The organism is Vibrio sp. HENC-03, assembly GCF_000305755.2.
Classification (GTDB): Bacteria; Pseudomonadota; Gammaproteobacteria; order Enterobacterales; family Vibrionaceae; genus Vibrio; species Vibrio owensii.
The window spans coordinates 993,163-1,005,451 of the sequence record NZ_JH976064.1 but is presented as its reverse complement, the minus strand read 5'-3'; the positions used below and the strand labels follow the sequence as shown (position 1 = coordinate 1,005,451).

Annotated in this window: 11 protein-coding genes and 1 riboswitch; of the genes, 8 read left to right on the top strand and 3 right to left on the bottom strand. The window is 46.3% G+C overall.

Features of this window, described 5'->3' with window-relative positions:
* Positions 1-317 precede the first annotated feature (317 nt).
* The 3 genes from lexA (at position 318) to dinF (ending at position 3,617) form a co-directional block, all read left to right on the top strand.
* Positions 318-938 carry a transcriptional repressor LexA gene (gene lexA, locus VCHENC03_RS18865; RefSeq protein WP_005438488.1) on the top strand — a complete coding sequence of 207 codons (621 nt, stop codon included), beginning with the start codon at positions 318-320 and terminating at the stop codon, positions 936-938.
* Between the two features lie 233 nt (positions 939-1,171).
* Positions 1,172-1,966, top strand: coding sequence for a class I SAM-dependent methyltransferase (locus VCHENC03_RS18870; protein ID WP_009705150.1), 795 nt, complete (start codon positions 1,172-1,174; stop codon positions 1,964-1,966).
* 307 nt (positions 1,967-2,273) lie between these two features.
* The gene (gene dinF / locus VCHENC03_RS18875; RefSeq protein ID WP_009705149.1) at positions 2,274-3,617 is read left to right on the top strand and encodes an MATE family efflux transporter DinF; all 1,344 of its coding nucleotides are present in this window, start codon (positions 2,274-2,276) and stop codon (positions 3,615-3,617) included.
* 67 nt (positions 3,618-3,684) lie between these two features.
* Here dinF and sthA read toward each other — a convergent pair whose 3' ends face one another.
* Positions 3,685-5,115: a Si-specific NAD(P)(+) transhydrogenase gene (gene sthA / locus VCHENC03_RS18880; protein ID WP_083481808.1), complete on the bottom strand. Its 1,431-nt coding sequence runs from the start codon at positions 5,113-5,115 to the stop codon at positions 3,685-3,687.
* Between the two features lie 261 nt (positions 5,116-5,376).
* Here sthA and fabR point away from each other — a divergent pair, with 261 nt between their 5' ends.
* Both fabR and VCHENC03_RS18890 read left to right on the top strand, forming a co-directional pair.
* Complete coding sequence (gene fabR, locus VCHENC03_RS18885) at positions 5,377-6,018, top strand: HTH-type transcriptional repressor FabR (RefSeq protein ID WP_005430912.1); 642 nt, start codon at positions 5,377-5,379, stop codon at positions 6,016-6,018.
* On the top strand, positions 6,018-6,383 hold the full coding sequence (locus VCHENC03_RS18890) for a YijD family membrane protein (RefSeq protein ID WP_005430908.1): 366 nt from the start codon (positions 6,018-6,020) through the stop codon (positions 6,381-6,383). The genes fabR and VCHENC03_RS18890 overlap by 1 nt, the downstream gene beginning before the upstream one ends.
* 65 nt (positions 6,384-6,448) lie before the next feature.
* Here the strand turns inward: VCHENC03_RS18890 and trmA are convergent, their stop codons facing one another.
* Positions 6,449-7,558, bottom strand: a complete 1,110-nt coding sequence (gene trmA / locus VCHENC03_RS18895; RefSeq protein WP_005438477.1) for a tRNA (uridine(54)-C5)-methyltransferase TrmA — start codon at positions 7,556-7,558, stop codon at positions 6,449-6,451.
* A gap of 184 nt (positions 7,559-7,742) precedes the next feature.
* Positions 7,743-7,944: riboswitch (cobalamin riboswitch) on the top strand.
* A 58-nt stretch (positions 7,945-8,002) separates the two neighbouring features.
* On the opposite strand from trmA, the gene VCHENC03_RS18900 reads away from it, so the two are divergent.
* The 3 genes from VCHENC03_RS18900 to murI all read left to right on the top strand — a co-directional run bounded on the left by VCHENC03_RS18900 (position 8,003) and on the right by murI (position 11,490).
* Complete coding sequence (locus tag VCHENC03_RS18900) at positions 8,003-9,877, top strand: TonB-dependent receptor domain-containing protein (protein ID WP_009705147.1); 1,875 nt, start codon at positions 8,003-8,005, stop codon at positions 9,875-9,877.
* Positions 9,878-9,959: 82 nt separating this feature from the next.
* Positions 9,960-10,643 carry an ATPase gene (locus tag VCHENC03_RS18905; protein ID WP_009705146.1) on the top strand — a complete coding sequence of 228 codons (684 nt, stop codon included), beginning with the start codon at positions 9,960-9,962 and terminating at the stop codon, positions 10,641-10,643.
* A 40-nt stretch (positions 10,644-10,683) separates the two neighbouring features.
* Positions 10,684-11,490 (top strand): glutamate racemase, encoded by an 807-nt coding sequence (gene murI / locus VCHENC03_RS18910; RefSeq protein WP_005438473.1) that lies wholly within the window; start codon positions 10,684-10,686, stop codon positions 11,488-11,490.
* Here the strand turns inward: murI and VCHENC03_RS18915 are convergent.
* Positions 11,453-11,908, bottom strand: a complete 456-nt coding sequence (locus tag VCHENC03_RS18915) for an RNA-binding protein (RefSeq protein ID WP_009705144.1) — start codon at positions 11,906-11,908, stop codon at positions 11,453-11,455. The genes murI and VCHENC03_RS18915 overlap by 38 nt on opposite strands.
* Between the last annotated feature and the right edge of the window lie 381 nt (positions 11,909-12,289).

Sequence of the window (12,289 nt, the reverse complement as noted above, 5' to 3'; positions counted from 1 at the left end):
TCCGCTTTGCCTTCTTCTAAAGAGAAGGTAATAGATACGGCTATAGAAATAAGCCTAGGCGATAAAATTTAAGCGCAGCAAGGATACCAGAAACTGGTCAAACCTTTTAATTTTATTGAGCGGAAATTAGTCGAACCCCTAGGTTGTTGCTTTCATTAGACGAATTGCCGAATGCGTGTTTAAAACGCATGCTCACTTGAGGTTTGTGGATGGGATCTGAAACTGGCGCAAATAAATTAAAAAACAACCAATTGGGTTTTCATTTGTCCATTTACTGGATATACTCACAGTTAACTGTATAAAAAGACAGGTGACATATGAAGCCGTTAACGCCACGCCAACAACAAGTCTTCGATTTGATTAAAAGCAAAATCGAAGACACCGGAATGCCACCAACTCGTGCAGAGATTGCGCGTGAGCTTGGCTTCCGCTCTGCGAATGCCGCAGAAGAACACCTAAAAGCGCTTGCTCGTAAACAAGCGATTGAAATTATTCCAGGCGCATCTCGCGGGATCCGAATCCTACTTGAAGATGCGGCAAACGACGATCAAGGTCTGCCTTTGATTGGTCAAGTTGCTGCTGGTGAGCCGATTCTGGCTCAAGAGCATGTGGAGTCTCACTACCAAGTGGACCCTGCGATGTTCAAACCAAAAGCAGACTTCTTACTTCGCGTAAACGGCGAAAGTATGAAAGACATCGGTATTATGGACGGCGACTTGCTGGCTGTGCACAAAACTCAAGATGTGCGCGACGGTCAAGTTGTGGTTGCACGTGTTGATGACGATGTGACGGTGAAGCGTTTAGAGCGCAAAGGTTCTACGGTTCTACTGCATGCAGAGAACGAAGAGTTTTCACCAATCCAAGTTGACCTAACGTCGCAACATCTGACGATTGAAGGTCTGGCGGTTGGCATCATCCGTAACACCGACTGGATGTAGGTTTTTACCTCAAGCATTCTAATAAAGCCCAGCGTTCTGCTGGGCTTTGTGTTTTCTGCGCTTTCTATTCCCACTTTTATTTTCTTCAAAGCATATTTCTTTTCTTCCGAGCACAGTTACGCTCGGCCTGATTCAGAGCGTTTGGTTGTTGCGTTAAAACTTGCAAGTGATATTGAGATTTATTATCATCTAATTCCATTTAACCATTTTCTTTTCGGCGCAAGGAAATGCCCATGTCCAAGCCTCAACATCACGTACCTAATCATCTGTTGAAACCGTTGTTTTTGCGCAGCCGCGAAAGCTTGGTCGATAACGGCTTGGTGTACGATCCGATCGCTGCAAAAGCGTGCTTGAGCTGCAAGATGGCACCAGATTGCATCAGTGGCGACGTCGATCAGAAGCAGCTGCTGCACGTGACTTTAACTCAACTGTGCGATCAGCAGGTCAGTCACTTTCTTCAACAACACTCAGACGCTTGGATCATTAACGTTGGTGCGGGCTTAGATACGCGCTTCTACCGTTTGGACAATGGTCGTTGTCACTGGATTGAACTGGATGTCACCGAGAATCTGGTTTGGCGTCAGCGATTGTTCCATAAAAACGAACGTTACGAGCATCGTTGCGGTAGCGTAGAAGACATGAGTTGGTTAGATGAACTACGCATCCCTGAAAAAGCGCCAGTATTGATTCTGTGTGAGATGGCTTTACTCGATTGTGATGAATCGCGCGTTGCGACTTTCATCCAAACTCTGGGCCGTCATTTTGTTTCAGCAGAAGTTTGCATGGTGCTAGCGGGTGATTTAACCGAAAGTAAATGGGGTCAGAAGCTCGGCTCAGATACGTATGCACATGGTTTTGAAGCACCAGCACAACAAGTACTGCATTGGCTGCCATGGGCGCAATGGGTGAAAGCCTTCTCGCCATTCGACCGATTCTGCTCACGTTGGAAAGCATGGCAACGTTGGTTGAATAAGATCCCAATGTTGAAGCATCGCCTCACGCCAGTCCTCGTTCACATCAAGTGGTAATTGGCTAGGCACGAGGGTCTGTTTACCTTTTGCGGTTAAATTTTGTTCGAGATAAAAGCGTTTTAATCGCGACGATAGGTTAGCCGCTTAGTCACTCTAAGCAATGACCTATCAACAAAGAGTAAAGCGCTTTTAGCCGAACCCTTGGCAGCTTTGTGACCTTCCTGTACTGAGTGGCTGCATTTCAAACTTTTTTCTTTTTTTGATTGAATAGTGAGAACCCACAAACAGCTGCAAAAATAAGCTCTAAAGGTCAACAGACCCTTAGTACTCAGGTACACTCGCTGATCTAAACAACGAGGTGCCTGTGACAAACTCTATCTTCTCTCCTTTATCGAATCCTCAAGTGCATCGCCAAGTGTTAGCGCTCGCTATTCCTATGGTGCTGTCGAATATTACTGTTCCACTCTTGGGCTTGGTTGACGCTGCGGTGATCGGTCACCTTGAACACGCTTGGTATCTAGGCGGTGTTGCCCTTGGTAGTACCATGATCAGTGTGACATTCTGGTTGCTTGGCTTCTTACGTATGTCGACTACTGGATTAGCGGCGCAGTCCTATGGTGGTGAGGATCGAAAACAACTCGCGTTGGTGTTTATGCAAGGCTCACTGATGGCACTGCTGTTTGCGTTAGTCTTTCTTATTGCCCATAACCCGATCGCAGATCTGATATTTGGTTGGAGTGATGCCAGTGCGGAAGTGAAGCACTACGGCATGCAGTATTTTGCTATCCGTGTATGGAGCGCCCCCGCAGCGCTGATGAACTTTGTGTTGTTGGGCTGGCTACTCGGAACGCAAAACTCCAAAGCCCCAATGTGGATGGTGATCATCACCAACGTGACCAATATTGCGCTCGATTTACTGTTTGTTATTGGCTTAGGCTGGAAAGTAGAAGGCGCAGCGCTGGCATCGGTAATAGCTGATTACTCAGGCATGGCGTTTGGCTTGATGTGTGTGTGGAAAACATGGCGATCGCGTCAGTTGCCATCACCTAAGAGCCTGCTAACCGATACTCAACATGGGCTAGGGCGGTTCGTAAAACTCAATCGCGATATCTTCTTACGCTCGCTCTGTTTACAAGCTACGTTTAGCTTTATGACTTTTCAAGGTGCGAGCTTTGGTGATGATGTGGTTGCGGCTAATGCGGTATTGATGAGTTTCTTGATGATGATTTCCTATGGCATGGACGGATTTGCCTATGCCATGGAGGCCATGGTTGGCAAAGCGATTGGTGCCAAAGACCGAGCGCAACTCAGTGCTTCGTTGATTGGTACTTTCTTCTGGAGTCTGATCATCTGCTTAGGTTTGACTGCGGTATTTGGTTTGGCGGGATCGCACTTGATCGCCATGATCACTTCGATTGACGCGGTGCAGCAGCAAGCGTCGGTATATTTACCATGGCTGGTGCTCATGCCATTAGCTTCGATGTGGTGTTTCCTATTTGATGGCATCTTTGTTGGTGCCACTAAAGGTAAAGACATGCGAAACAGTATGTTCGTGGCGACTTGTTGTTTCTTTGCGATTTTCTTTTTGTTCTCTGGCTGGCAAAACCATGCGCTGTGGTTTGCGATGACCAGTTTCATGGCAATGCGAGGGATTGGACTTGGCGCTATCTTCTTCTATCAATGGCGCAAGGGAAGCTTTCTTGCCTAGTTACACATAAAAAACAGCAGGTCGAAACCTGCTGTTTTAGCTTTTGGATCATGGCAGCCCAATTGAATTAGAATAATCGGTTCAAACCGTTCAGCGCCGCTACGCGATACGCTTCTGCCATCGTCGGGTAGTTGAAGGTGGTATTGACGAAGTATTCAATCGTATTAGCTTCACCTTTTTGTTCCATGATGGCCTGGCCGATGTGGATGATTTCCGCAGCGCGCTCACCAAAGCAGTGAATACCAAGAATCTCTTTGGTTTCGCGATGGAAGAGGATTTTCAAGCTGCCGATGTCTTTACCTGCAATCTGTGCGCGAGCGAGATGCTTGAACGAAGAACGTCCCACTTCGTAAGGCACTTTCGCCGCAGTCAGTTCTTGCTCGGTTTTACCCACTGAGCTGATTTCTGGAATGGTGTAGATACCCGTTGGGATGTCATCAATCAGATTACCGTCAGCTTGTCCTTTAGTGATGGCTTGTGCCACGAAACGACCTTGGTCATACGCTGCACTCGCTAGGCTAGGGTAGCCAATTACATCACCGACTGCGTAGATGTGTTCTACCTCTGTACGGTAGTTACCATCTACTTTGAGCTGTCCGCGCGAATCACCCTCAAGTCCAACCGCAGGTAAGTTGAGTTTGTCTGTGTTACCCGTTCGACCATTAGCATACAGTAGGCAATCGGCTTTCATCTTCTTGCCAGATTGAAGATGCACGATAACACCATCTTCAGTGCCTTCGATTTTCTCGAATGTTTCATCGTTACGAATCACCACGCCACTGTTCCAGAAGTGGTAAGACAGAGCATCCGAGACTTCGTTATCTAGGAAAGAGAGCAGACGGTCGCGAGTGTTAATCAAGTCGGTCTTCACGCCCAAACCGCGGAAAATAGATGCGTATTCACAACCAATCACACCCGCACCGTAAATGATGATGTGGCGAGGGTCGTGTTTCAGGCTCAGGATAGAGTCGCTGTCGTAGATGCGTTCATGCAAGAAGTCGACGTCATTTGGTTGGTATGGACGAGAGCCTGTCGCGATAACAAATTTATCCGCTGAGTACACTTCGTCCGTACCGTCACTTTGCATGACGGCGATGGAGTAGTTATCGATAAAGCGCGCAGTACCAAACAACAGTGTGCATGAATTGCGATCATAAAAGCCCTGACGAAGTCGAGTTTGCTTATCAATGACCGATTTCGCATGACCTAAAATGTCAGAAAATGTTGCATGAAGGCTGGTGTTATTACGGCAGAATAATGGGTTGCTATTGAATTCGATGATACGGCTAACCGCATGACGCAATGCCTTGGATGGTATGGTTCCCCAGTGCGTACAACCGCCACCAACACTGCTTTCCTTTTCTACGATGGCAACATTCAGTCCGGCTTTGGTCAATCCCATTGCCGCCCCTTCACCGCCCGGGCCACTACCAATTACGATCACGTCATAGTGATTAGCATGCGCCATGATGTCTTCCTTGTTATATTTGCTTAACATTGCTGTAGCGGGATTTTAACTCATTTACTCTATTGGGAACACGTAATGCCTGCTAGAGAGTGGAAGTGATCACGCAGAATCGCCCAAAAGAACTAATTGGTATGCTGTATGTCTACTATTTGAAGCGAGACAATTGCAATTGGGTGCATGGCAATAGTAACGTGCTCGCCGCTTATCGACAGATAACGTCGCTTTATACGTGGGTGCGATATGCGTTATATTGAAGCTCTCGTACCCAATAGAAAAAGAGCAAGTTAAAGAATGAAATCGATGGGAATCCGCGCGCAGCAAAAAGAAAAAACACGTCGATCGTTGATCGATGCGGCATTTAATCAACTCAGTGCGGATCGCAGCTTTTCCAATCTCAGCTTGCGTGAGGTTGCCCGAGAGGCAGGAATTGCACCGACTTCTTTTTATCGTCACTTCAAAGACATGGATGAGCTGGGCTTAACCATGGTTGATGAAGGTGGTTTGTTGTTGCGACAACTGATGCGTCAGGCGCGTCAGCGTATTGTCAAAGAAGGCAGTGTGATTCGAACTTCAGTTGAAACCTTCATGGAATTCATTGAAAGTAGTCCTAACGTTTTCCGCTTATTGTTGCGTGAGCGCTCCGGCACTTCCTCTGAATTTCGTACTGCCGTCGCTCGAGAAATTCAGCATTTTGCGGCAGAATTAACTGAGTACTTAATGAGCACCGGCATGACCAAAGAAGAGGCGTTCACTCAAGCAGAGGCGTCGGTTACTTTGGTGTTTAGCTCTGGTGCGGAAGCTTTAGATTTAGATCGACGTGAGCGCGATGAACTCGCCGAGCGATTGATCATGCAATTGCGAATGATAGCCAAAGGGGCCTATTGGTATCGCAAAGAACGTGAACGTAACCGATTAAAAGGCGGGATAGAATAATGTCGAATGGAAATAAATCTGAAAAGAAAACGCTGATTTTGGCACTGGTTGCAGGTATGTGTGGTGATGCTTTGTTGTCATGGTTGACCATGAGCGAAGTGTCTTTTTCAATCTTCCCTCTGATTGCACTCGTGCTAGCTGTACAGGCGCTGTACCAAGAATACCTTAACAACCCAGTATCAGAAGATATCCCACTTGTTGGTCTGGCGTGTTTCTTCGTTGGTGCATTTGGTCACTCTGCGTTTATCAAAGCGCAATACCCAGAAGCAGGCTCTAACTTCTTCGCAATTCTAGTTTCAATGATTCTCCTAGCGTGGATCGGTAAGAAACTGGGTTTTATGGAAAAGAAGACTACCGCTGAATAAGCAAAACGAATCCAACAAAAAAGCGAGCCATTGAGCTCGCTTTTTTTATGTCTGATGCTGGTGGATTACGCTTTACGTTCCAACAGTACACCTGCTTCCATGTGGTGTGTGTAAGGGAATTGGTCAAACAGAGCAAAACGTGTCACGTTGTGGGTTTCACATAGAATGTCCAAGTTCTCTTTCAGTGTCTCTGGGTTACAAGAGATGTACATGATGCGCTCGTAACCTTGCACCATCTTACAAGTGTCGACATCCATACCTGAGCGTGGTGGATCGACAAAAATCGTATTGCAGTTGTAGCTCTTCAGATCCACACCTGCATCTTGTAGGCGGCGGAATTCACGCTTACCTTCGATTGCCTGAGTAAACTCTTCTGCTGATAGACGTAGGATTTGCACGTTATCAATCTCGTTTGCTGCAATGTTGTATTGCGCAGAAACCACAGATGGCTTCGCTAGCTCTGTTGCGAGAACGCGATCGAAGTTTTGTGCCAGCGCCAGAGAGAAGTTACCGTTACCACAGTAAAGTTCTAGTAGGTCGCCAGTGCTTTCTTGAGTGCAGTCGACTGCCCATTCCAACATTTTCTCTGCCACTTTACCGTTCGGTTGAGTGAAGCTGTTTTCAACTTGTTGGTAGATGTAGCTTTGGCCATTCACGTCTAGCTTCTCGATCACGTAGTCGCGGTCTAGGACAATCTTCATTTTACGAGCACGACCAATGATGTTTAGGTTGAAGCCTTCATCATTCAAACGCTGCTTCAGGGCTTTCGCGTTTTCAATCCACTCTTCATCAAGTTGGCGATGGTAAAGCAGTGAAACCAGAATCTCACCGCTTAACGTCGATAGGAAATCCACTTGGAACAGTTTACGACGTAGCGATTCGTTGTCTTTCATCGCTTCAACCAATAGTGGCATCAGGTCGTTGATCAGACGGCTTGCTGCTGGGAATTGGTCAACGCGGTATTTCTCACGAGTTTCTTGGTTGAACATGATGTAGTAAAGGTCTTCACCCTCATGCCAAACACGGAACTCAGCACGCATACGGTAGTGCTGCTCTGGTGATTCAAACACTTCCAGCTCTGGCACGTTGTATGGCGCGAACATATCAGTGAGACGTTCGACTTTTTCAGCCAGTTGTTCTTGGTAGCGTTGTGGATTTACATCAAGAGTAGCCATGATCTTACCTTTTATGGTGCATTCAATTTAAGAGCGCAGATTTTATTCAATCTCAATAGGATGTCCAGTTTTGTGCCCCAATTGATTTAAAGATAGTGTGTTCTGTGTCAGTTGAGGTCGAAATGAACCAAAACGTTACAATTGTTAGGGCTAATATTGGCTGGACAAATAATCAATAGCTTAATAGTATTTGCCCCAAGCTGGTGCTATCTAGCAATCTAGATGGCTGAAATGGGAATCTGGTGGAAATCCAGAACTGACGCGCAGCGGTAAAAGAGAACGAACGCTCATCAAGACACTGCATTAGTTTATGTGGGAAGTCGAGCAAGTAGGATGGTGTAACCTCGCTCTTAAGTCCGAATACCTGCCAGCAACTGAGCCACAGCACTGGACTGCTCAATACGAGTAGGGCTCAGTAGGAATTACGCGACTTAGGACAATACAATGAGAAAAACATTTCTTGCGATCACGTGTGCATCGCTGCTTTCACCTACCTTTTATTTACAGGCCCAAGAAGCCTCGGCAGACGAAACGGTTGTCGTTACTGCAAACCGATTCAAACAAGTTGATGGTGCGGTTCTCGCACAAACCGTTACGGTAACCAAAGAAGATATCAAACGCCTTCAAGCTGATAGCTTGTTTGATGTGTTCCGTACACTGCCGAGTGTTGAAGTTGCTCAGTACGGTGGGCGTGGTCAATCTGCATCCATCTACGTTCGAGGTGGTAGCTCGTCTCAAGTACTCGTTTTGGTTGATGGGGTTCGTATGCCTCGTGCAATCATGGGGGGTATCGACTTTAATCAATTTCCAATCAACTCTATCGAACGTATCGACTACATTCGTGGTGCACGTGCCTCTATCTATGGTTCAGAAGCGATCTCTGGCGTAATCAACATTATTACTCGTGCAGACATTGATAATGACGCGAGCCGTGTATCGGTCGGCTATGGATCGGATAATCACAAGAAAGGCACGTTTGTTGTCTCTAAGCCCGTAGGTGACGGTAAACACTTTAAGGGCGTGCTCGGTTACGAGAAAACAGATGGTTTTAATGTTAAACCTCTGCCAGGTGTGAACGATGGTGATGAGCATGGCTTTGAAACGCTCAACCTTAAACTAGGCTACCAACAAAACTTCTCTGATAACTTATCTGGTTACGTTGGGTTGAGCGCTTACAACAATGAATATGACTACGACAATAGTAGCTATGGCAACCCAGCTTGGGGCACGGTTGATAAGCACGAGAAGAAAACGGGTGAAGTAGAGTATGTCGGCGCCGACTTGTCGTTGGAATACAACAAAGACGTTTACTCATCTGAATTGAAGTTGGCTTATGGTCAACAAGACAACTACGACCACAAATCAGGTCAAAGTAAAACTGCGGGGGATCATATTGCTATTGAGCAGTTCAATGCGATTTGGTTGAACTCGTACAGTGTTACCGAGGAACTCAGTGTTGGTGGTGGTTTGGATTACCGTACAGAGAAGCTCGCGAAGGGCTACATTGCACCAAGTGATTGGGGACCTTCTCAGAGTTACGATCCAGAAAAGAACCCAAGAACCAACTTCGCTGTTAGCGCTATTGCTCAATACGCTTATGACGTATGGACATTAGAAGCAAGCGTACGTAATGACGACAACAACCAGTTTGGTAACAACACCACGTGGCAAACTGCTGCGGGGTGGACGTTTTACGAAGGTTACGAGTTAACGCTTAGCCATGGTACCGCCTTCCGCGCGCCGAGTTTTGTTGACTTGTACTACCCGGGTTACGAAATGCCAAACCTAAAACCGGAAGAGTCAGAAAACACGGAGATTTCTGTCTCTGGAGGCGTATCAATTGTTGATTGGACGGTGACGGGTTACTACAACCAAATTGAAAACATGTTGATTTGGGAAGGCTTTGGTATGCAAAACGTGGGTGAAGCCGAGATCAAGGGTGTCGAACTAGAAGTGAAACTCGATACAGATATCGTATCTCATGAGTTCTACCTAGATTATAAAGATCCTGTCGATAAGTCTGGTGCAGAAGATACCCAGCTAGCATACCGCTCTAAGCGCGGTGCTAAGTGGAACGCTTACGCGACGTTTGACCAATGGACGTTGGGCTCGCAGTACCTTTACCAAGGTGAACGCTTTAATGGCAACACAAGACTGCCTAGCTATAGCCTATGGAACTTTACGGCTTCTTACGCAGTAAACCAAAACTGGGATATCAACGCGAAGCTAAGCAACGCTTTTGATAAAGATTACGAGATGTACGTGGGCTACGCGACACCAGGGCGTCAGTACTTTGTCTCTGCGGATTACCGCTTCTAATTAATACCAACAAGACCGCCACATCGGCGGTCTTTCTTATTGTGAGTCAGGTCCGGGTGGAAATAGGTAACAAGGAAAAAAGATGACAGAACCGAAACATGTCGTGATCAGTTGGTCGAGTGGAAAAGACTCCACGTTAGCGTTAGAGCGACTAAACGAAAATCCGCACTATCAGGTAGTTGGTTTGTACACCACCTATGTAGATGAAGAAGTGCCTTTCCAAGCAACCCCGCTTGAGGTCGTGCAAATGCAGGCAGACTTACTTGGCCTTCCGCTCATAACTATCGAACTGCCTGAAGTGTTCCCGAGTAACGACATTTATCAATCAACTATCGTTAATGCATTACAAAGCAGCGGACTGAATGTAGAAGCGGTCGCGTTTGGCGATATGTTCTGTAATGGCATTGCAGACTATCGTCGCAGCTATATTGAACCTGCCGGTTGGGAGTGCGTATTCCCATTACTGGGGGAAGAGAGCAAGGCATTGGCATTTGAAATTGTCGAGCGTGGTATTCAAACCATGTTAATTACCACAGATGGGGAGGTGTTGCCGCCCGAGTGGTGTGGACGTTGGTATGACAAAGCGCTGATTGAGTCATTGCCCGGTCATATTGATCCCTGCGGAGAAGATGGTGAATTCCATACATTGGTGACATCAACCCCATCATTTCAAGGACATATAGAATTGACTAAGCTTGAAGTGGAAATAGGGGAGCGATTCAGCCATCAAAGATACCAAGCCAAAGCATTGCCAAAACAAATCTAACCAGTATGATCGCCGAGTCTCTAATTTGCAGGTAAGACTCGTGCGAACATCAAGTAAGAAAAAAGTCCTAGTGTTTGATTCCGGTGTCGGAGGGCTATCGGTCTTCCAAGAAATCCACCGACTTCTACCACACATGGATTACTTGTATCTGTTCGATAACGAAGCCTATCCGTATGGCGAACTCGATCAAGATGTGTTGATTACTCGCGTTAATAAGCTGGTGGCAGCGTTGGTCGAAGAGCATCAAGCTGACATCGTCGTCATCGCCTGCAATACAGCAAGTACCATAGTGCTGCCATCACTGCGTGCGAATCTATCTATTCCAGTTGTCGGTGTGGTGCCTGCGATTAAGCCTGCCTCGTTACTCGCTTCTCAAGGTGTAGGACTCATTGCTACGCCTGCGACCGTAACTCGTCAATATACCCATGAACTTATCCGCGACTTTGCCCAAGGTAAACCAGTCGAGTTATTAGGCTCTACTCGATTAGTGGATATGGCAGAAGAAAAGCTACGTGGTGAAAGCATCTCTCTTCCAGAGCTGGAAAGCATTCTTCTCCCACTGCGTAATAAAGTGGACGTTGCAGTGCTAGGTTGTACTCACTTTCCTCTAATAAAAGACGAAATCCATCAAGCGTTAGGTGGAGAGGTTACGTTAGTTGATTCTGGTGAGGCCATTGCTCGTCGAGTAAAGGCATTACTAACAAGTGATATGAAGGAAGAGAGTAAAGAGGAGGGGAGCAAGAAGATTTATGCCAGTGCACCTCCTTGGCAAGAAGATGCACTGAATACCTGTTTGGCGAACTTAGGATTTAATCCTGTTCAGGTTTACCGCCATCCGGGTGTTTAGGGTCGTTAGCGATACGTACTTTAAGCGTACGATCCATATATTCCTTCTCATTGAGTTTAGCGATAGCAGGTTTTGCATCTGCCGCAGCCATCACTACAAAACCGAACCCTCTTCTTTTACCAGTGCGCTTATCTTTCATTAAGCGTACTGCATAAACCTGACCATACTCAGCAAACAAATCACGAACGTGACTCTCATTTGCCTTATAAGGAAGGTTGCCGACATACAGCGTTTTAGTTGAAGGATCGGAATCCGAAGATTGAAGAACAGGTGTTTTGCTAGAAAGTGAAAAAAGAAAAGCAGTAGCGACAACACCGATAACAAAGCTCAAGGCAGGTGGCACAGGTAACTGAGAGAAGATGATTCCCCCAATGACCGCCAACCCAGCACACAAGATCAGATTTTTTTTAGACGTCATTTTGATTACTACATATAGATGATAAAGAGATTGGCTGCCTATTAACAAAATAGACACATGAATCTTACGTATATGGTTGGTGTTTTTCCAACCAATTGCTGTGATATGTCTCAAATGTGACGAAGAAATATGCAGATATTACGCATTTGATGGATAAGTGACCGCTTGGAATGTTTTTTTCAAAAAAAGGGTTGCGCTCATTTCTGGATTCCCTATACTGCGCATCCACCGACACGGAGTGAGACGAAAGTCACACAGCGAGTCGGGAAGAGAGAAAAAAGAATTTGAAAAAATGCTTGACTCTCAAATTGGGAAGCGTAAGATACGCACCCCTAACGACGAGGCGCTGAAGCGGTAAGTTAGTTAGAAAAGTTCTTTAAA

What these genes read in the sequence shown, in the direction of transcription:
- lexA (WP_005438488.1), top strand. Translation starts at nt 318, where the DNA reads ATGAAGCCGTTAACGCCACGCCAACAACAAGTCTTCGATTTGATTAAA.
- VCHENC03_RS18870 (WP_009705150.1), top strand. Translation starts at nt 1,172, where the DNA reads ATGTCCAAGCCTCAACATCACGTACCTAATCATCTGTTGAAACCGTTG.
- sthA (WP_083481808.1), bottom strand. Translation starts at nt 5,115, where the DNA reads ATGTTAAGCAAATATAACAAGGAAGACATCATGGCGCATGCTAATCAC.
- fabR (WP_005430912.1), top strand. Translation starts at nt 5,377, where the DNA reads ATGAAATCGATGGGAATCCGCGCGCAGCAAAAAGAAAAAACACGTCGA.
- VCHENC03_RS18890 (WP_005430908.1), top strand. Translation starts at nt 6,018, where the DNA reads ATGTCGAATGGAAATAAATCTGAAAAGAAAACGCTGATTTTGGCACTG.
- trmA (WP_005438477.1), bottom strand. Translation starts at nt 7,558, where the DNA reads ATGGCTACTCTTGATGTAAATCCACAACGCTACCAAGAACAACTGGCT.
- VCHENC03_RS18900 (WP_009705147.1), top strand. Translation starts at nt 8,003, where the DNA reads ATGAGAAAAACATTTCTTGCGATCACGTGTGCATCGCTGCTTTCACCT.
- VCHENC03_RS18905 (WP_009705146.1), top strand. Translation starts at nt 9,960, where the DNA reads ATGACAGAACCGAAACATGTCGTGATCAGTTGGTCGAGTGGAAAAGAC.
- VCHENC03_RS18915 (WP_009705144.1), bottom strand. Translation starts at nt 11,908, where the DNA reads ATGACGTCTAAAAAAAATCTGATCTTGTGTGCTGGGTTGGCGGTCATT.